The 18,665-nt window shown below is 39.7% G+C and carries 19 protein-coding genes; 11 read left to right on the top strand and 8 right to left on the bottom strand.

What is annotated here, in order from left to right; genetic code table 11:
- Window positions 1-81 precede the first annotated feature (81 nt).
- Both HJP15_RS14990 and queG read left to right on the top strand, forming a co-directional pair.
- Window positions 82-1,299, top strand: a complete 1,218-nt coding sequence (locus HJP15_RS14990) for a methyl-accepting chemotaxis protein (RefSeq protein ID WP_054206616.1) — start codon at window positions 82-84, stop codon at window positions 1,297-1,299.
- 68 nt (window positions 1,300-1,367) lie between these two features.
- Window positions 1,368-2,501 carry a tRNA epoxyqueuosine(34) reductase QueG gene (queG, locus tag HJP15_RS14985; protein WP_054206617.1) on the top strand — a complete coding sequence of 378 codons (1,134 nt, stop codon included), beginning with the start codon at window positions 1,368-1,370 and terminating at the stop codon, window positions 2,499-2,501.
- Between the two features lie 49 nt (window positions 2,502-2,550).
- Here the strand turns inward: queG and HJP15_RS14980 are convergent, their stop codons facing one another.
- From HJP15_RS14980 to HJP15_RS14970, 3 genes are all read right to left on the bottom strand, one after another.
- Entirely contained in the window at window positions 2,551-3,690 is a 1,140-nt protein-coding gene (locus HJP15_RS14980; RefSeq protein ID WP_054206618.1) for a response regulator, read from the bottom strand.
- Between the two features lie 75 nt (window positions 3,691-3,765).
- On the bottom strand, window positions 3,766-5,691 hold the full coding sequence (locus HJP15_RS14975; RefSeq protein WP_064436033.1) for a hybrid sensor histidine kinase/response regulator: 1,926 nt from the start codon (window positions 5,689-5,691) through the stop codon (window positions 3,766-3,768).
- A gap of 143 nt (window positions 5,692-5,834) precedes the next feature.
- Window positions 5,835-6,323 (bottom strand): GNAT family N-acetyltransferase, encoded by a 489-nt coding sequence (locus HJP15_RS14970; protein ID WP_054206619.1) that lies wholly within the window; start codon window positions 6,321-6,323, stop codon window positions 5,835-5,837.
- A gap of 79 nt (window positions 6,324-6,402) precedes the next feature.
- On the opposite strand from HJP15_RS14970, the gene HJP15_RS14965 reads away from it, so the two are divergent.
- The 6 genes from HJP15_RS14965 to HJP15_RS14940 all read left to right on the top strand — a co-directional run bounded on the left by HJP15_RS14965 (window position 6,403) and on the right by HJP15_RS14940 (window position 11,829).
- A complete protein-coding gene (locus HJP15_RS14965; RefSeq protein ID WP_054206620.1) occupies window positions 6,403-6,978 on the top strand; it encodes a glutathione peroxidase in 576 nt (191 codons plus the stop codon).
- An 85-nt stretch (window positions 6,979-7,063) separates the two neighbouring features.
- Window positions 7,064-7,345: a peptidylprolyl isomerase gene (locus tag HJP15_RS14960; protein ID WP_054206621.1), complete on the top strand. Its 282-nt coding sequence runs from the start codon at window positions 7,064-7,066 to the stop codon at window positions 7,343-7,345.
- Window positions 7,346-7,414: 69 nt separating this feature from the next.
- A complete protein-coding gene (locus HJP15_RS14955; RefSeq protein ID WP_054452705.1) occupies window positions 7,415-7,993 on the top strand; it encodes a glutathione S-transferase family protein in 579 nt (192 codons plus the stop codon).
- Between the two features lie 16 nt (window positions 7,994-8,009).
- Window positions 8,010-8,360: a DUF2750 domain-containing protein gene (locus tag HJP15_RS14950; protein WP_054206623.1), complete on the top strand. Its 351-nt coding sequence runs from the start codon at window positions 8,010-8,012 to the stop codon at window positions 8,358-8,360.
- Window positions 8,361-8,450: 90 nt separating this feature from the next.
- Window positions 8,451-9,131, top strand: coding sequence for a site-specific integrase (locus tag HJP15_RS14945; protein WP_054206624.1), 681 nt, complete (start codon window positions 8,451-8,453; stop codon window positions 9,129-9,131).
- Between the two features lie 127 nt (window positions 9,132-9,258).
- On the top strand, window positions 9,259-11,829 hold the full coding sequence (locus HJP15_RS14940) for a M1 family metallopeptidase (RefSeq protein WP_064436027.1): 2,571 nt from the start codon (window positions 9,259-9,261) through the stop codon (window positions 11,827-11,829).
- Window positions 11,830-11,905: 76 nt separating this feature from the next.
- On the opposite strand, the gene HJP15_RS14935 is transcribed toward HJP15_RS14940, so the two are convergent.
- The 3 genes from HJP15_RS14935 to HJP15_RS14925 form a co-directional block, all read right to left on the bottom strand.
- Window positions 11,906-12,358, bottom strand: coding sequence for a hypothetical protein (locus HJP15_RS14935; protein ID WP_152960580.1), 453 nt, complete (start codon window positions 12,356-12,358; stop codon window positions 11,906-11,908).
- Window positions 12,359-12,423: 65 nt separating this feature from the next.
- Window positions 12,424-12,789, bottom strand: coding sequence for a hypothetical protein (locus HJP15_RS14930; RefSeq protein WP_054206627.1), 366 nt, complete (start codon window positions 12,787-12,789; stop codon window positions 12,424-12,426).
- A gap of 103 nt (window positions 12,790-12,892) precedes the next feature.
- Complete coding sequence (locus tag HJP15_RS14925) at window positions 12,893-13,762, bottom strand: TolB-like translocation protein (RefSeq protein ID WP_064436025.1); 870 nt, start codon at window positions 13,760-13,762, stop codon at window positions 12,893-12,895.
- A 116-nt stretch (window positions 13,763-13,878) separates the two neighbouring features.
- Here HJP15_RS14925 and HJP15_RS14920 point away from each other — a divergent pair, with 116 nt between their 5' ends.
- From HJP15_RS14920 to yjjG, 3 genes are all read left to right on the top strand, one after another.
- Entirely contained in the window at window positions 13,879-14,778 is a 900-nt protein-coding gene (locus tag HJP15_RS14920; protein WP_170174074.1) for a phosphoribulokinase, read from the top strand.
- A gap of 329 nt (window positions 14,779-15,107) precedes the next feature.
- Window positions 15,108-15,653 carry an inosine/xanthosine triphosphatase gene (gene yjjX / locus HJP15_RS14915; protein ID WP_170174073.1) on the top strand — a complete coding sequence of 182 codons (546 nt, stop codon included), beginning with the start codon at window positions 15,108-15,110 and terminating at the stop codon, window positions 15,651-15,653.
- A complete protein-coding gene (gene yjjG / locus HJP15_RS14910; RefSeq protein WP_170174072.1) occupies window positions 15,653-16,327 on the top strand; it encodes a pyrimidine 5'-nucleotidase in 675 nt (224 codons plus the stop codon). Before yjjX ends, yjjG begins: the two co-directional genes overlap by 1 nt.
- Before the next feature lie 77 nt (window positions 16,328-16,404).
- Here the strand turns inward: yjjG and lpxC are convergent, their stop codons facing one another.
- Together lpxC and ftsZ are read right to left on the bottom strand one after the other, a co-directional pair.
- Window positions 16,405-17,316, bottom strand: a complete 912-nt coding sequence (gene lpxC / locus HJP15_RS14905; protein WP_054206632.1) for a UDP-3-O-acyl-N-acetylglucosamine deacetylase — start codon at window positions 17,314-17,316, stop codon at window positions 16,405-16,407.
- A 101-nt stretch (window positions 17,317-17,417) separates the two neighbouring features.
- Complete coding sequence (gene ftsZ / locus HJP15_RS14900) at window positions 17,418-18,659, bottom strand: cell division protein FtsZ (RefSeq protein WP_170174071.1); 1,242 nt, start codon at window positions 18,657-18,659, stop codon at window positions 17,418-17,420.
- Between the last annotated feature and the right edge of the window lie 6 nt (window positions 18,660-18,665).

The following is an 18,665-nucleotide window of genomic DNA, read 5'->3' as shown; positions in this document are numbered from 1 at the left end:
CTATTCGTCCTATATTCTTGAATTATAGCCGATTTGAACGATACTGAGTAAAACTCCATGCAACAGCCAAACGGACCATTGATGAGTGGGTATATGCGCATTTATAACTTTCTAGAACAAACTTTCTTTTTTACCTTAACACGTAAGATCATTGGTAACCTTAGTTTTGTCTTTGCTTTCCAAGCTATTACGTTACTTTGGCTGTATAAAAGTCTTACTACGCAAGACGCAGATCAAGGAGCATTCTGGCTGCTTACCTGCGTTATTGTTGCCGGATTTACATTCACTATCTTTTATATGCGTTTTTTAATTGTTCGCCCTGTTACGGCCATGCGTGATACGTTAAAGCAAATAAACCGTCAAGATGCCAACTTAACTGAGCAGTTGCCACATTTTACATACGATGAATTTCGCGAAGTCAGTGAGCAATATAATATGTTTACGGCACACTTAAGTGAATTACTCGCAACAACCTACGAAAGCTCACAAGCGAGCGCGCAAAGTAACACGCAAGTAACTAAATCAATGCAACATACCGTACAGTTAAGCGAACAACAGATAGACTTTAGCCAAACAATTACCGCGGCAAGCAATCAGATAACAGATAGCTTACAAAGCATAGTGACAAACACTGACAGTGTTCATCAAGTAAATGCCGAACATTTGAATTTCGTTACCCACTCAGCTCAAGAACTCACTGAGCTTGTTACCCAAGTCAAAGCAATTAGCCATGTATTGGGCAGCTTTTCTAAAACCATTTCAGGATTAAAACAAAACAGCGATAATATTCGTAGTATATTAAAAATGGTCGAAGAGTTTTCAGATCAAACCAATTTACTGGCACTAAATGCCGCTATTGAAGCCGCTCGCGCAGGCGAAGCTGGCCGTGGTTTTGCAGTAGTAGCCGATGAAGTGAGAACTTTGTCTGTTAAAGTCAGTGATGCTACCCGTCAAATCAGCGATTTTATTAATCAAATGGATGCTTTAGTAGGCAAAACAAATAAAGAATCTGAGCAATTGGTTGGTTACTCTCATCATGCTGAAACAACAATAAGTAAAACGTCTCATGGATTTACTGACCGACTCGTTGAATTTGAACACAACCAGCAACAATTGCAGCAAATTGTCAGCGCCGTGCACTCACTGGAGCAAACACAAAACGAAACACACCAGTCAGTTGAGCAAATTGTTGAATTAGGCTCTCAAGCTAAAGCGCAAATTGATGTAGCTTTAGGTGATTGCAAATTATCACAACAACTGAGCGAACAAACTCAACACCAGCTAAAGCGCTTTGTTTAATCTGTCGTGATGTTCTCACACAAATGTGCTAAATTACGCGGCCATTTTACAACCATGACTATACTCACGTGACGAGCCAATCTCCAGATTACAATGAACTTGCACAGCAGATTAAGCTTTGGGGCCAAGAACTTGGTTTTAGCGAGGTCGGCATTACCGATGTAGACCTAAGCAAGCATGAGGCACAACTGCAACGCTGGCTTGACTTGGGTTATCACGGCGATATGGAGTATATGGCTGCCCATGGCATGAAGCGCGCGCGTCCTGCCGAGCTTGTTCCTGGTACACAGCGAGTCATTTCAGTAAAAATGAATTATTTACCTCCCGATGCCAGTTTTGCAAAAAACCTTAAAAATACCGATAAAGCATATATTAGCCGCTATGCACTTGGCCGTGATTATCATAAGTTAATGCGCAACCGCATTAAAAAATTGGGTCAGAAAATAGAGCAGCATATTGGTCAATTTGGTTACCGCCCTTTTGTTGATTCAGCTCCAGTATTGGAGCGCCAACTAGCTGAAAAAGCAGGGTTAGGTTGGCAAGGAAAGCACAGTTTGTTGATCAACAAGGAAGCTGGTTCGTGGTTTTTTTTAGGGGAGCTATTTGTTGATATTCCTTTACCCATAGACAAACCGAACGAGATCGAAGGCTGCGGAAAATGCGTGGCATGTATCACATTATGCCCAACAGGCGCCATTGTAGAGCCGTATGTTGTTGATGCACGTAAATGCATATCGTATTTAACAATTGAGCTACAAGGGCCTATCCCTGAGCAATATCGTCCACTGTTAGGTAATCGTATCTATGGGTGTGATGACTGTCAGCTGGTGTGTCCATGGAATCGCTATGGCCAAATTACCGATGAGGCCGACTTTCATCCTCGCACACAACTTAAAGACCAAGACTTAGTTAGCCTATTTAGCTGGGACGAAGTAACTTTTCTAAAAAACACAGAAGGCAGCCCAATTCGTCGTATTGGGCATGAACGTTGGCGTCGTAATATTGCCGTAGGGTTAGGTAATGCACAGTTTAACCAAGCGATAATCGACATACTCTTAATAACTCGCGAAACGTCCAGTGACTTGGTCAAAGAGCATATTGATTGGGCGCTTACACAACAAAAATCAAAACAAGATAAGCTATTAAGAAAAACAGCACGCCTTATACGTATTGTAGAAAAAGGCCTACCAAGAGATGCCTAGGCCAATATCAAAAAAGCAACGTGACACTCATAAATTAGCCACATTAGATTTAAGTTCTGTTTGTATTATCGAGTAACTGTGCTAAATCCTGCTCTATTTCTTGAAATGCAGCTTTAACATTTTTTACTGAGTCTTCTCGTGCAACTGAGTTCTGAATCGTGCGATCTACTTTTTGATAAATAAAGATCTCTTGATCCTCATCCAACCCCATTGTCGGGATACGCTCTTCAAGCTCTTCTTGCAAGCGTTTAAATACCGCTTCATTACTTAAGCGGTTTTCGTTCAGTAAATCCATTAAACCATGAAATTTACTATGTACCATATCCACAACTTCATTTAGTTTGGTTTCTTGTTGCTCTAATTTCTTACGTGTAAGAATCGCTTTTAGTTGTTGCTCAGTAACACTTACTAAAAAGCAAACATGATCTCGAATACGCCCATGCTTATCTTGATCATGATCCGGCATGTTTAATATTAATAAGCTTATAAATTCGTAATTAACTAATATCCTGTGGGAGAACTCATGTAAGCGCCCTTTACTTTTAAGCATATCGAATAGTTCAATAACAATAGGGGAGCAAACACCTCTTAAAGCAAAGTGCTGAGGGTCATCATTTATAAATCTAAATTCAATATTACTCTGTAAGTCAAATGAGCTTAAGCAACTAACCAAAGCCTGGGCGAGTATATCAACCTCATTGATCAGCGCAATATTCTCGATATAGTTAACTATCTGGCCCATTTCACTGCTATTAGCCATGGCATTAAAAGCTGTTGAAGTGGCCTCTTCGACTTGTTGTTCTAAGTTTTCTTTATCAATAATTATTTGGTTTAGATTTTTTAACTTTAACCGCAGTTCCTCATGCCCAAAAGGCTTAACTATATAATCTTCAGCCCCGACAGAGTAACCTTCCATTCGCTCCTCTACGGTGCCTCTAGCCGAGACAAACATGACAATTATATGTGCAGTATTCGGATTCTCCTTTAGCTTAGTACATACTTCATAGCCATTCATTTTTGGCATGCTAACATCGAGTAAGATCACTTGAGGGTCATAATCTTCGACCACACTCAAGCACTCTGGGCCGCTGCTTGCCATCTTTAAATCAAAGTCATTTTCCAACAACTCCTCAATAATCTCTAGATTAAATGGCTCATCATCAACAGCCAAAATTCTTGTTAATGGCATAGTGTGTCATCCTTCTCAAAACTGATATTAATAGTTTAGTCGCAAAAAAAACACTTACCAGTAAGTAAAAGTAATTTATTTATTCTGCATCTCAGGAATACTAATATTTAAAGGCAGCGCGATTCGAATTGTTGTTCCATCCTGCTTATTTGAATGAGCAGATATAGTACCTTGATGCAACGACACAAACTCACGGCACAAAGCAAGTCCTAGCCCTGTTCCTCCAGCGCCATGATTCGTCTTACTACTTTGTACAAATTTTGCAAAAACATGCTCCAATTCATCTTCAGGTATGCCTATACCGCTATCCACAACATTAATAATAGCCTGATCATCTTGATTAATTAATGTTACTTCAATACTACTTAGAGGCTCACTAAACTTTAATGCATTGCCTAATATATTTCGCAATAGCTGATTTATTTGTTCTTCGTCACACTGTGCAATTACAGGTGTTTTTTGCGGGTAAAATAAGATTTCAATATCTTTTTCTAAGGCTGTACCTGAGACATCATCGATACTGGTTTTAATAATATTACTCAAATTATGAGGTCGGGGATTAAAGGGAAATTTACCAACATCTAATTTAGATAAATCGAGTAAATTATTTAGTAATGACAACAGCCTTTCACCACTGCGCTCTATACGCGATAAATATTTTTGCAGCTTCTCTTTAGCGAAATCCCCAGAGGTGAGTTTATCTAGTCCAAAGCGCGAAAAACTTAAAATAGAATGCATCGGAGTACGTAATTCATGCGACATATTAGCAAGAAACTCTGATTTACTATGATTGGCTGCTTCTGCGACATTTTTTGCATGTTCTAATTGTGAGGTTCGTGCTCGCACTTCTTGCTCTAGCGTATCTTTAGCTTCAAGTAATAAGTCTTCTTTCTCTTTAAGGTGAGTAACATTTTTAAAGATCACAGCAAGCGCGATTTCACCATGATGATCAATTTCATTGAACGAACCTACTAAAGGAATTTTTCCTCCTTCTTTTTGCGGCAAACTCAAGTCACAACTAAACTGACGATTTTGATTTAAGGTAGCTATTTTAGTTTTAATACTTTTACTTGATGACTCGCCAAGCATTTCAAATAACGAACGGCCTTGAAAGTCTTTTAACTGCATTTTAAATAACTTAGAGCATGCATCGTTCGCTTCTATCACGCTCCCATCACGCTCAAACAACATAATCGCGTCAGGAGTGTGTTTATAAATCACTCGTAATAAACTATCTTTTTCGATCAATGCATCAACAGTGTCCTGCAAACGCTCAACTAATTCAGTGTTATGGCGCTTTAATAGCTCTGTTTGCCATAATTTATGCAGTGATTGAAGTAACACATTTTCATTTATTGGTTTTACAAGTACATCTTCCACCCCACCTCGAATTGCTTCAATCATCGATACTTGATTGGGTTTTGAAGTAAATAATAAACAACGGCATTGAGGTTGAATTAATTTTAAATTAGAGAACACCTCTAGACCGGTTCCATCAAGCAAGCTGAAATCACTTAATAAAATATCAACTTCCTGCTGTTTAATTTTTAAAGCGGCACTGTGTAAACTATCCGCAGTGATCGTTGTAATATGAGCACCAATAAGACTTTTTTCAATTTTAGCTAACCGTTCAGGGTCATGATCAACTAATAAAACAGTGGGCAATAGCAATATGTTGTCGGAACCGAGATCTAAAACACTTTCAAGTAAAGTGCTGATCTCTTTGTTTGCAAAAAAAGGATAAATTACGATCGCATTTGGTACTAAATTATTGAGCTCGCTAAAAGCATTAAGTTGTTCCCCATACTCCGCTTTGGGCGCTAATAATACAACTTTATCTTGATGGAACTCTTTAACCAATGATTGAGCCGTTGCTATAGGTACCCCATGGGCTATCGTGACCAAATCATATTGATTGTAAGCGACCTCTTCACTTAACATCGAGAAATGAATTAATTCTATTTCACAACCTATGAGCTCCAACAATACTTTTACGCGCATTGCTAGCACACTACTACTATCTACGATTAATATTTTGCGCACTGTGCCTAGCACTCCCTTAAAAACGTTAGCGTTTTAAAAGAGTAGTTCAAATTTTTAGCATTAGTAACAAGCTAAAGAACTTTCCTCAAACTTAAATAGCATTAACCTAAATGCTTACCTAAAATGGTCAAGCTATAGTACTTGCTGTCCATGACCGCTACGTTTGGTAATTCTCCCCATTTTTGATAACCAAATTTATTAAATAGCTTTATGCTTGGTATGTTATGGCTAAAAATAAAAGCGAGTAACACTTCAATGTTTAAAAATTTTGCTTGCTGCTGTGCAAAGTGCAATAATTTTTTACCCAACCCCTGCCCTTGCGATAACGACGTTATATAAATGCTAATTTCAACAGTTCCATCATAAGCGGGGCGGCCATAAAACGATTTATAGCTCAGCCAAGCAAGTACTTTTCCGGCTTGCTCATATACATAAAGTGGTCGCTGCTGCGTATGACTTTCAAACCAAGTACGCTTTTGTTCAACACTGACGGTCTCGGTATCCGCGGTGACCATTCTGCTCGCTATGGTTTCATTATAAATTGCGACAATGGCTGGTAAATCATCAATGTTTGCTAAACGTGTCGTCATAATATTTTTAACTGTTGTTGATCAATTAATAGCATAGTAACGTATGAGCTAAGGAAATCACCAGAGAGGAAATCTAGGTATGTTAAAAAAAATTATGTTATGTGCGATGATATTCAGTAGCAACGTATATGCACAAGTTAAAGCTCCAGCAGCTGTTAATGCGCTAGTAACACAAGATTGTGATGACTTCACAAACGTAAGCTTACGAAAGCTTCGCTCTAAAGACAGCATCAATTTATGTCAATTTAAAAACAAACCTATGCTCATCGTTAATACAGCCAGTAATTGCGGGTTTACTTCACAATTTGAAGGCCTTGAAGCGCTAAACCAAAAGTATAAAGATCAAGGCTTAGTTATTATTGGATTCCCTTCAGATGATTTCTTTCAAGAAGAAGATGACGAAAAAGAAACAGCCAAAGTATGTTTTATAAATTATGGCGTAACTTTTACCATGCTTGCCACCAGCGAAGTACGCGGAAGTGACGCGAACCCAATTTTTAAACATTTAAATGCACAAACAAGCTCACCAAACTGGAACTTTTATAAATACCTTGTTTCTGCAGATCGTAAGCATGTAGAGCGTTTTAACAGTAAAACCAAGCCTAATTCTGACAAGCTAATTAAAGCAGTAGAAAAAGCAATTTCAGATATTTAAATTTATGCTGGTATAATCCGTTGGTAGTAGGCTAGAATACTATCAAAATTGATTAAAAAAACACCAACTTTAAACGGGAGATTTTATGGCAGTGGCAAGTGCACGACACATATTAGTAGATAGCGAAGCTCAGTGCTTAGATTTAAAAAGCAAAATTGAGCAAGGTGAAGATTTTGCAGAATTAGCTAAAGCACATTCAAACTGTCCATCAGGTCAAGATGGCGGTGCATTGGGTGAGTTTGGTCCTGGTATGATGGTACCAGAGTTTGATAAGGTGGTTTTTTCTGCACCTATTAATCAAGTACAAGGCCCTGTACAGACTCAATTTGGTTACCACCTTCTTGAAGTTACTAGCCGTACGGAATAAAGTAACCTGCAAAGTTAACAATAAATAAAGCCGCTTTTGCGGCTTTATTTATTTTTATGGAAGATTATCATGAAGCTAATCGGTTCGACCACCTCTCCATTTGCTCGACGTATTCGCATTTGGGCACTTAAAAATAATGCCGATATCCAGTTTGAAAACTTAGATATTTTTTCTCCAGCAGACCGACAAGTTATGATTAATAATAACCCGGCTCGTAAAATTCCTATTTTGGTTGATAACCAACACACAATCACTGACTCCAACACGATTATTCGGTACTTGCTTAATAAAAATAAATTGCCGAGCCTAAGCTGGCAGCATGAAAACTTGCTCACCACCATCAACGCATGTAATGATTCTCTCGTAGAGGTTTTGCTATGCCAGCGCTCAGGTTTTGATACTCATTCTGATAAATTATTTTTTAATCTGCAAAATGAACGCATTGTTGAAACATTAAGCTATTTAAATAACCATTTAACTGATAATGAATTTAATAGCTGTGAATACCTCAGCATCAGTTTATACTGCTTACTTGATTGGATTTACTTTCGCGAACTGATTGACCTAACTCCTTTTAATAAGTTAATTGAGTTTCATCAGGCATATAACCTGCAAGAAGTAGCAAAGCAAACCGATCCACGAATTTAACATTAAGGGTAAACACATGAGTGATATCGAGATTGAATCGGAACTAATCAGTTTTGTAGAGAAAGTACGCCAAAGTGAGCAATTATGGGCGCTAGGCGCTGACGACGGTGGTTTTGTTGTTTGTGATTCAAACCAATTTGAAAACGCCGATGTATTACTCCTGTGGGAAAGTGAAGCTGCAGCAAAAGCCCAATGTAAAGAAGAGTGGGCAGACTATAGCCCTGTTGAAATCAACCTTGATGAATTTTTAGACGAATGGGTTGAAGATCTAAAAAGCGATGATGCACTAGTTGGCCTAAACTGGAATGATGACCAAGTTTGCGTTGAAATAGAGCCCGTAGGTCTTGCCCGCGCATTAAGCGAATAAGCATTATTTAGCATTGCGTTACTGTGCTGGTTTATTTCCTAAACACTTGGGTATAAACTAGCGCAAGTCTTTACTTTCAAGGTACTTACGTTGAAATCCCATCTTGGTCGCCGCCCCTTTTCCACTATGGAGTTACACACCCTTTCCCATGGCTATATTTATGGGGATATTCGCTTACCTCGAGAGCAAGCTAAGCATTGGCACTTTTGGTTACCTTTGATTGCATATTACAGCGGCGCCTATAGCGATGAAATTGGCCATTTGCAGCTAAGTGATATTATTGTTCATCAGCATATTCTATGTTTTCATTTCCACACTCATGGAAAAATAAAAGCCCGTATTGTTCCCGTACACCAAGCACTATTTGATGCCGGTTTAGACGACTATATCACCTTGGTTAAACAGCAGGGGCATACTCGCTTACTATTTGACTTACCAGCAAAGTCAGGCCGATATAGCGAAAAAGTACGTATCTGGTTCTCTGGTGAAGGAGATCGCGCTGGCTACTTACAAAAGTGTGATATTCCCAGTATCGACCAACTCGGTATGAAAACAGCAATTAGTAGCCTACGCCTCAATTTTGAGCAGCAAATTCGCATTTACGCTATCCAAGCAGATAACAAAGCTGCATTTAATTATCTGCTCGGCTTTAATGAATATGAGCCTACTGATTTTGCAGATGTAGCAACCCTTAGTAATATCATCCAACAAATACGCGTAATCAACCCCCAAGCTCACTGGCAACGGTTCTTGCAGCGTCACACTATTTGATAAACCTTGTTACCAACTACTTCATTACTCACCGAGAAAAAGCTGTTAGGATGATTTGTACGCTACTAAAATTCTTTTTCTATATTTTTAGTACATAACTTCTAACAAGAAAAATCAGGATCCCCTTATGTTTATTAAAAGCCTACTGACGCTCAGTGTCGCTATTGCAGTGAGCTCAGCTCACGCTAATGAATATGTTATTGAAAAGCTGGCAAAACCAAGCTCTCAACACGTATCTTTAACCCTTGATCCAGCTCAAGATACTTTCAGTGGTATGACTGAAATTAGTCTTGAAGTTCTTAAGCCAACAAAATATATTGAGCTTAATGGAGTTGATTATGCAACTCAAATGGTCAAGCTGCTCGGCACAAAAAACTGTGATTTAAGCACTGAAATGCTAAAAACAGGTAAAGTTAAATTTAGCTGTGACGAGCAAATTCAACCTGGTAAATACACCTTAAAAATAGACTTTACTGCCCCTTATAATCGTCAAAGTGTCGGCTTATATAAAACATTAGATCAAGGGGTACCTTATCTATTTACACAATTTGAAATGAGCGATGCTCGCCGCGCCTTCCCTGTTTTTGATGAGCCAAGTTATAAGATCCCATTTCAATTAACGATTACAGCCCCGAGCTCACAAAAAGTCTATGCCAATACACCTGAGTTAAAAACCACTGTAAATGGTGATATGACGACCCACTTCTTTGATAAAACACCACCAATCCCTTCCTATTTAGTGGCAATGGCTGTTGGACCATTTGAAGAGCGTGAAGTCAAAGACATGCCAATACCTGGGCGTATTATTACTCCTCAAGGTAAAATTCATTTAGGTGAATATGCAGCACAAGCGATGCCTAAAGTGCTAGCGGCTCTTGAAGATTACTTTGGTATTCCTTACGTTTATAAAAAACTTGATTCAGTAGCTGTTCCAGAGTTTCCATTCGGCGCAATGGAAAATTCAGGCTTAGTAACATACCGTGAAGATATCTTGCTACTTGATTTAGCAACCGCTACTCGTAGTAAAAAACAACGTAACATCTCTATCATAGCGCACGAGCTTGCACACCAATGGTACGGTAATTTAGTGACCATGAAGTGGTGGAATGATTTATGGCTAAACGAAGCATTTGCAAGCTGGATGGCGGCTAAAATTACAACACAGCTAAACCCAGAATTTGAATCACACCTAGATCTACCGCAAAATAATGTAATGGCATTAGACGCTCGTTTAAGCACTAAACCAATCCGCAAACCAATTAAAACCGAAGCCGATATAATGGATGGTTTAGGCCTAGCTTACAGCAAAGGTAGCGCTGTTTTAGCTATGGTCGAGAATTGGATTGGTGAAGAAGCATTCCAACAGGGCATTCGTGCTTACCTGAAAGAGTTTTCCTATAAAAATGCAGAAGCGGCTGACTTATGGCAAGCCCTTGGTAAAGCCTCGAATAAAGACGTTGCAGGGGTTTTAAAATCGTTTATAGAGCAATCTTCTTTCCCACTCGTAAAAGTAAGCCAGCAAGGTAAAATGGTTACTATTAACCAAAGCCGCTTCACTAACGCAGGTGTTGATGCCCCCGCACAGCTTTGGAATGTACCTGTTGCAATAAAATATGGTGCTGGCGACCAAGTAAAAACTGCTAGCATACTTCTAACCAAAGAAAATCAAACCATTGAGCTTGAGTTTGAACCTGAATGGATTTATCCAGATCAAGGCGCTCTGGGTTACTACCGCTGGGTATTAGACGATAAACAGTTTGCAGCACTGATCAATAAAGCCGCCGATACATTGACTGTACGCGAACGTTTAGCGCTATTATCTGCCGCTGATGCACTGCTAGATGCCGGTGTTATTTCAGCTGCGCATTTAATGCAAACACTAGAGACCTTTATAAGTGACAAGCACCCACGTGTAGCAAATACCGCTTTGGCTTATCTAGCTTCGCAAAAGCGTACCTTTGAAGATGCAAGCAATCAGCACCTTTGGCCTGAATTTATCCGAAAGAGCATCACACCTGCAGCTAAGCAATATGGTTTAACAGCAAAAATAGGAGAAGATGCCGCAATTTCGCAATTACGCACACAGGTTGTTTCTCGTTTAGGGTTTGATGGCGAAGATCAAAGTGTGATCAATACAGCGAAAGCCCAAGCACGTGTTTATTTAAATAATCCAAGTAAAGTAGACCCATATTTAGCATCTACCTACTTAAATTTAGCTGCATTTCATGGCGACAAGAACTTACTTGACGCTTACATGAATACATTTAAAACCACTAAAGACCCACAAGTTCGCACTAAAATGCTCGCTGCTATGAGTTATTTTGGAAAACCTGAGCTACAAAAAGCAGTACTAGATTACAGCCTTACGGATGATGTGACCGCGTCAGATATGCGAACTATTTTATCTGGTCAAAAATATACACCAGAACGTGAAGCGCGATTGATCAAATGGGTTTATACCAATTACGATAGTGTGGCCGCTAATTTACCGCCATTCGCACTGCCGAACTTACCGTATTATACAACTGCCGGTTGTGATGCCAGCAGTTTAAAAACCACTCAAGCTTTCTTCACTGATAAAATATCTGAAGTGCCAGGTTATGCCCGCTCATTAAGCAAACTAGCAGAAGGCATTAACACGTGTATTGCATTAAAAGAACGTGAGTTAGCATCCGTTAATAGCTTCTTAAAGCGTTAACCTTCGCTGTAAACTAAAAAACGGCAAGCCAGTAGTTTGCCGTTTTTTCATGGGTCTGAAGATAAACAACCTAAAACTACCATTCACCGAGTTTAATAACCGATAACACCTGCTTAGTACTATTTGGCAGCTGATAATCTAGATGAGTAAATTTAACTAAAACGTTATCACAACTGCCCGACATACTACCTTCAGTGCTTCTTTCACATACCTTCAATTGATAACTATGAGCGGGGAGTATTTTTTCAATACTATATGTGATCAGTGTTTCATCTCCACCAGGGTAAGGGTAGTTAGCTGCATTACAGCCACGTAAATTTGCAGACTCAATAAATACCGCTGCGGTTGTATTATCACCATTTAGGTTTGTCATTAATTGTGCAAAGCAACCTGCAGGTATCGGTTCATTGTTACTAACAAACTGGTTGTGCTTTATTGCATAATCAGGCTCTGGTATATCACTTTTAACCTGCAAGCCGCAGCCCACTAAGCTAAATGTTGTAATTAAAGTGAATATTAATTTTTGCATAACCCAATCCATTAATTCTTACTAAATAATCATACCTGCGGTTACCTGACAACAAAGTGAACTACCTAACCATTCATAATTTTTAGCAATAATTCAATAAACTCTTTTGCCGATTTTTCAGTGCCTATTTTAAACGCAACACCATAATGTATTGGATTCGCACTTTTATAAATTCGAGTAGGAAAGCGGGTCATCTCATTATTATGAAAAACATCGCTGATCCGTGAAACCCCATCAAGTGCAGAAAAATCATCACTAAACACTTCAAAAGCTGGGCGAATGACAATTTTAGGTTGGCCGCCTTCAATATGTAAATAAATGGCTTCTTTTGAACTTGGTAGCATAAACTCGGTAATATTCTTTATTTTAAAATTGCTACGACACTTAAGTGCTATTAACTGCTCTGTTACTTGCTCTGCGCTGACTGGCATAATGATCCTTGTTAATTCATTACAATAACGTGATGGCTTACACTACAGTAAAACCATTTAAATAGGTTTAATTAACCACTGTTATGATTAATTAAACCAGCCTTTACTTTGTACAGACAAAAGCAAGTTGATTATTTAAGTAGCTCATACGAGTAATTTTCGTCTCGCAGTAAGGTGTTAAATCTAGCCATAGGGATACAATCTCAGGTTCACTCAGGTTGCGTTGATAAACGCGATTATCCACAGCATAAATTACAGTGTCTGCACCTTTAAATGCATAGTCTTGCACAGATTTCGGTAACCTAAATAAATCCGTTACTTGGTTTTGTTTTGCATCAAAACTTGCCAGCCACTGCTGTTGCTGCTTTGTATAGTTAAAAGTATAAGCACCAAGCTGTTTATTGAACGTAAGCGTGCGGCCAATGTCACTCGCAACTACTTCTGGTTTCGCAGCAGCTACATGGGTGTACTGCAGTGTATGAGGTTTACCTAGAATAAACATCACCACGTCATTATTAATACCCCACGCATGATAACCAACGGGTTCTACCCACTCAAAAATACGCCTTGGCGCAACATTTTTATCAAACGGGTATTGCCATAACTTTTGCTTACCATTAGCTTCAACAACAATTGCAGAAAGAGCGCTGCCGTCAGGTGTTAAGGTAGGCGAATACTCACTCACAGCAGTATTCGTTAAATTAGTTGTTTGCTGATCGGCGAAATTATAAAAAACGAGCTCTGTTTGGCTTTGCTCATTATTTTGCACTTCTTTAGTGAAATAAATACCACTTTTGGTAAGTAGGGGCTGATTATTGTAAACATCGCCATCAGTAATACGACTAACCTGTAAACCATACTCAGTATTAACATCAGCGAGTAAGATTTCGCTTTTTGGCATAGCCGCTAAACTCGAATACGACGTTATTGCTAAAGTGGCCATTAAGCCCAGCAAAGGTGAAATCAATTTCATATGAATCTCTCATTATTATTCTTCCTCTATAATAGCGCTAATTAAGTGCGCCTGTCACTTGACCTAGCCCCTAACTAACCCTTATAACTAGGGTGCTACTTAAAATGAGAACAACTATGTCAGCTAAACATCCTATTATTGCGATCACGGGTTCATCGGGTGCGGGTACTACCACCACTACAAATGCTATTAAGCATATATTTCGCAGTCTTAATATCGAGGCCGCGTTTATAGAAGGTGATAGCTTTCACCGCTATACACGCCCAGAAATGGATAAAAAAGTACGCGAAGCGCAACAAGAAGGTAAACACATTAGCTACTTTGGCCGTGAGGCAAATGACTTTGCGGCACTGGAAGGGTTATTTAGTAATTATGGGGATACTGGCGCCGGCAAGTTACGTCGCTACTTACACACATTTGATGAAGCTGTGCCATATAACCAACTACCCGGTACGTTTACTCCATGGCAAGAGCTTGAAAATAAAACTGATATTTTATTTTACGAAGGGCTTCATGGTGGCGTAGTCGATCAAGATCATGATGTTGCTAAACACGTCGATTTATTGATTGGCATGGTGCCAATCATCAACCTTGAGTGGATCCAGAAATTAATTCGCGACACATCTGAACGAGGTCACTCTCGTGAAGCTGTGATGGGCTCAATAGTTCGCAGTATGGATGATTATATTAATCACATTACACCGCAGTTCTCGCGTACCCATATCAACTTTCAACGCGTACCAACGGTTGATACCTCAAATCCTTTTAGTGCAAAAGATATTCCATCCCTTGATGAAAGCTTTGTTGTTATTCGCTTTAGAGGTATTGACGATGTTGATTTTCCTTATTACTTACGCATGATTGAAGGCAGCTTTATGTCACGTATCAACACACTTGTAGTGCCCGGCGGTAAAATGGGTCTTGCGATGGAGTTAGTTTTAACCCCACTCATTAAAGATATTATCTTAAAAAAACGCGCCCTTGCCGAATTAGCTCCTGTTGACTTACCTATTTAAAAAACCCGCTTGCTGAAATAAATAGCTTATGTATGCCCAAACCACCTCAAGATACAGAATTCAGCGTTTCACAGGGGCTTAATATCAAGGCGTTACTTTGCAGCAATGGCAATCCCCTTTAAGAAGGAACAACGGTGAGAGTAAGTTCCTGTGAAACGCCCAAAGGGTTGGTTTAAAAGCGATTTATACTGCGTTATTGATTTTAACAAGGGAACAACCATTATTTGCAATCAATGCCTTGTCTAAATCGCTTTTAATTCCAACGACGCTCGCATCTTGAGGTGGCTTGGGTATACACTACTGACTTCATCATAAAAGGAGAAGTCAGTATGACAGAGTCACTTCGCATTATTGTGGGATCAAAAAATCCAGTGAAGATAAGTGCGGCACGCAGTATCTTTCATCTCTTTTACCCTAACATAGCTATAGATTGCCAAGGTGTTAACGCTCCATCAGACGTACCGGATCAACCTATAGGTGAAGATGAAACCCGAATTGGCGCACAAAATCGCGTATTACATTGCCAACAGCACTATCAAGCCGATTTTTACGTAGCAATGGAAGGTGGTGCAGAGCAATTCAGCTACGGGCCTGCGACCTTTGCTTATGTTGTTATTGCTGATAACCAACAACGTGCAATAGGCCGCAGCAGTAATTTACCACTTCCGCAGAGTCTTTATAACGCATTACTGCAAGGTAAAGAGCTAGGTGATGTTATGGACAATGCGTTTAATACAACCAATATAAAACAACAAGGTGGGGCTATTGGCCTACTTACTAACCATCATGCCACACGTGAAAGCACATACACACAAGCCCTGACCCTCGTTATGGCACCTTTTTTACACCCGGATCTATACAGTAAGGAAGTTTAATGAAGTATACCCACGTTTTATTTGATGCAGATGAAACCCTATTCAGCTTTAATGCCTTTGCAGGTTTAAAAAGAATGCTCGCCACTTATGGCGTGGATTTTAATGAGGCCGACTACCAGCATTATCAAGTGACCAATAAATCATTATGGCTTGCCTACCAAGACAATAAAATTACTGCCAGTCATTTACAAGTAACACGCTTTAGTGAGTGGGCAACAAAACTCAACGTGCCAGCGCAGCAACTTAATGATAATTTTTTAACCGCGATGGCCGAGATCTGCCAACCACTTCCAGGTGCTGTCGAATTACTTAATAGATTAAAGCCTCATGCCAAACTTGGCATTATCACCAATGGTTTTACACAATTACAAGCCCGTCGCTTAGAACACACAGGCCTAAAAGACATGTTTGACTGGTTGGTTATATCAGAACAAGTAGGCATTGCAAAGCCGGCCGTTGCAATTTTTGATCACACCTTTAACCTAATGGGTAATCCTAACAAAGAACATATTTTAATGGTCGGCGATACTGCAAACAGTGATATTTTGGGTGCACAAAATGCGGGGATTGATAGCTGCTGGTTGCAGCATCCAGGGGTTGTGTTGCCTGAAGGAATAAAACCAACTTATCACGTTACCAAGCTTGTACAGCTGCAAAATATTTTAGGCTTGTAAAAACTTAGTATTAAAGGCTAGGCAAAAAAATGACGCTAAATAGCGTCATTTTTATAACTGTTTTTTAAGCGCTACTATTAAGCTGTAGCTACTTCTAAGCCTGGTGCTGGCATAGTAACTGGGTTTTCAAACGTAGCCCATTCCCATGCTGACTCAGTCGCCATAATTTTACGAAGTAACTTGTTGTTTAAGTCATGACCTGACTTATAAGCGGTAATTTTGCCTAAGATGTTGTGGCCTGTCATAAACATGTCACCAACACAGTCTAAAATTTTATGCTTAACAAACTCATCGCTATAACGCAGACCGTTAGGATTAAGTACTTTAAACTCATCCAAAACTACGGCGTTATCCATGCTACCACCTAGTGCTAGGTTATTTGCATGCATGTATTCTATATCTTTCATAAAGCCAAATGTACGTGCACGGCTAATTTCTTCAGTGAAGCTTTGCGTAGTAATATCTAAACCGATACGTTGGCGGCTTTCATTGATTGCCGGATGATCAAAAGCGATTTCAAAGTCGATATGAAAACCATCATATGGTTCTATCTCAGCCCATTTATCACCTTCTTCAATGCGTACTTTTTCTTTAATACGAATAAAGCGCTTAGCGGCATTTTGCTCTGCTATGCCGCCTTTTTGTAACAAGTAAATGAATGGTAATGCACTACCATCCATTATTGGTACTTCTGAGCTATCTAATTCAACAATTAGATTATCGATACCCATTGCCGCTACTGCTGCAATTAAGTGCTCAGTCGTTGATAAGCGAACACCATCTTTATTTGTTAAACAGGTACACAATTGCGTATCACCAACGGCTTCAGGTGTTGTTTCAAAATCAACAACCGGATCAAGGTCGACACGACGAAATACAATCCCAGTATTTGCGCTCGCAGGTCGGAGAGTTATTGTGACCTTCTCACCTTTATGAAGTCCAATTCCTATGGCTTTGACTATTTCTGCAATCGTACGCTGTTTAATCATAGGTTCGCTCACTTATAGTTACAGTTAGACGGCGGATTATATCACAGATACGACCAGCTGCCAAATTCGTTTGTTTTTTAATCAGTACTTTTACATTTTGATTAGTCTGCTTGTTTTCTTAAAAAAGCAGGAATGTCAAAATAATCACCACCATCCGATTTGTCTGATTTTTTACTACCATTCTCAACAGTTTTACTTGCGCTTGTTTGTGGATTCATCGTCGAATCATGCTTTTCAGCTTTAGCTACAGAGCTTGTTTCTTCACTGCTGCCTTGACTTGCAAAGCTTGGCACATACATGCCACTTGTTTGACTGCTTGAACCACTAACATCAGAACCTGACGCTTTCTTAAAGCCATTATCAACAATACCAAACTGTGGACGACGATCGCCGCCTAAACCCGTAGCAACAACTGTAACACGTAGTTCGTCTGTCATTTCAGGGTCGATTACCGCACCCACAACCACCGTTGCGTTTTCAGATGCTAATGCTTTAACGTGATTACCGACAATTTCAAACTCTTCAATCGCAATGTCCATACCTGCGGTGATATTAACCAAGATACCTTTAGCACCCGTTAAATCAACATCTTCAAGTAATGGGCTAGAAATAGCGGCTTCAGCTGCTTCTTGTGCACGATCAGGACCCGATGCAGACGCTGTGCCCATCATCGCAGTACCCATAGCAGACATAACTGTACGTACGTCGGCGAAATCCACGTTAATCAAACCAGAGCGTGTAATTAACTCCGCAATACCTTGAACCGCACCAAATAATACGTCATTTGCTTTAGCGAACGCATCTAGAAGTGTAGTCCCTTTACCTAAAACTTTAAGCAATTTATTGTTAGGAATTGTAATAAGTGAATCTACAATTTCTGACAATTCGTTAATACCTTGATCAGCGGCTGCTGCACGTTTCTTGCCTTCAAAATCAAACGGACGCGTTACAACTGCCACTGTTAAAATACCCAGTTCTTTCGCTATTTTTGCAACCACGGGTGCTGCGCCAGTACCTGTACCGCCACCCATACCAGCTGCAATAAATACCATATCTGCACCTTCAAGGCTGGCACGAATTGTATCTGCATCTTCCTCCGCAGATTGACGGCCAACATCAGGATTTGCCCCAGCACCTAGCCCAGATGTGATCTGAGTACCAAGTTGCACCGTAATATCAGCTGATGAATTACGTAATGCTTGCGCATCCGTATTTGCAGCGATAAAACGCACACCTTCAATTTGCTGTTTAACCATGTGCTCAACCGCGTTACCGCCGCCACCGCCCACGCCTATTACTTTTATGACAGCTTCTTCGCTGTGTTGTTCCATAATATCAAACATGTTTAC

Source organism: Pseudoalteromonas sp. NEC-BIFX-2020_002 (assembly GCF_013002825.1).
Classification (GTDB): Bacteria; Pseudomonadota; Gammaproteobacteria; order Enterobacterales; family Alteromonadaceae; genus Pseudoalteromonas; species Pseudoalteromonas neustonica.
The sequence above is the reverse complement of the archived record's forward strand: the minus strand, read 5'-3'. Positions and strand labels throughout refer to the sequence as shown.

What these genes read in the sequence shown, in the direction of transcription:
- HJP15_RS14935 (WP_152960580.1), bottom strand. Translation starts at nt 12,358, where the DNA reads ATGCAAAAATTAATATTCACTTTAATTACAACATTTAGCTTAGTGGGC.
- HJP15_RS14950 (WP_054206623.1), top strand. Translation starts at nt 8,010, where the DNA reads ATGAGTGATATCGAGATTGAATCGGAACTAATCAGTTTTGTAGAGAAA.
- ftsZ (WP_170174071.1), bottom strand. Translation starts at nt 18,659, where the DNA reads ATGTTTGATATTATGGAACAACACAGCGAAGAAGCTGTCATAAAAGTA.
- HJP15_RS14960 (WP_054206621.1), top strand. Translation starts at nt 7,064, where the DNA reads ATGGCAGTGGCAAGTGCACGACACATATTAGTAGATAGCGAAGCTCAG.
- HJP15_RS14970 (WP_054206619.1), bottom strand. Translation starts at nt 6,323, where the DNA reads ATGACGACACGTTTAGCAAACATTGATGATTTACCAGCCATTGTCGCA.
- lpxC (WP_054206632.1), bottom strand. Translation starts at nt 17,316, where the DNA reads ATGATTAAACAGCGTACGATTGCAGAAATAGTCAAAGCCATAGGAATT.
- HJP15_RS14920 (WP_170174074.1), top strand. Translation starts at nt 13,879, where the DNA reads ATGTCAGCTAAACATCCTATTATTGCGATCACGGGTTCATCGGGTGCG.
- HJP15_RS14965 (WP_054206620.1), top strand. Translation starts at nt 6,403, where the DNA reads ATGTTAAAAAAAATTATGTTATGTGCGATGATATTCAGTAGCAACGTA.
- HJP15_RS14955 (WP_054452705.1), top strand. Translation starts at nt 7,415, where the DNA reads ATGAAGCTAATCGGTTCGACCACCTCTCCATTTGCTCGACGTATTCGC.
- HJP15_RS14940 (WP_064436027.1), top strand. Translation starts at nt 9,259, where the DNA reads ATGTTTATTAAAAGCCTACTGACGCTCAGTGTCGCTATTGCAGTGAGC.
- HJP15_RS14925 (WP_064436025.1), bottom strand. Translation starts at nt 13,762, where the DNA reads ATGAAATTGATTTCACCTTTGCTGGGCTTAATGGCCACTTTAGCAATA.
- HJP15_RS14980 (WP_054206618.1), bottom strand. Translation starts at nt 3,690, where the DNA reads ATGCCATTAACAAGAATTTTGGCTGTTGATGATGAGCCATTTAATCTA.
- HJP15_RS14990 (WP_054206616.1), top strand. Translation starts at nt 82, where the DNA reads ATGAGTGGGTATATGCGCATTTATAACTTTCTAGAACAAACTTTCTTT.
- HJP15_RS14930 (WP_054206627.1), bottom strand. Translation starts at nt 12,789, where the DNA reads ATGCCAGTCAGCGCAGAGCAAGTAACAGAGCAGTTAATAGCACTTAAG.
- HJP15_RS14975 (WP_064436033.1), bottom strand. Translation starts at nt 5,691, where the DNA reads ATGCGCGTAAAAGTATTGTTGGAGCTCATAGGTTGTGAAATAGAATTA.
- yjjG (WP_170174072.1), top strand. Translation starts at nt 15,653, where the DNA reads ATGAAGTATACCCACGTTTTATTTGATGCAGATGAAACCCTATTCAGC.
- yjjX (WP_170174073.1), top strand. Translation starts at nt 15,108, where the DNA reads ATGACAGAGTCACTTCGCATTATTGTGGGATCAAAAAATCCAGTGAAG.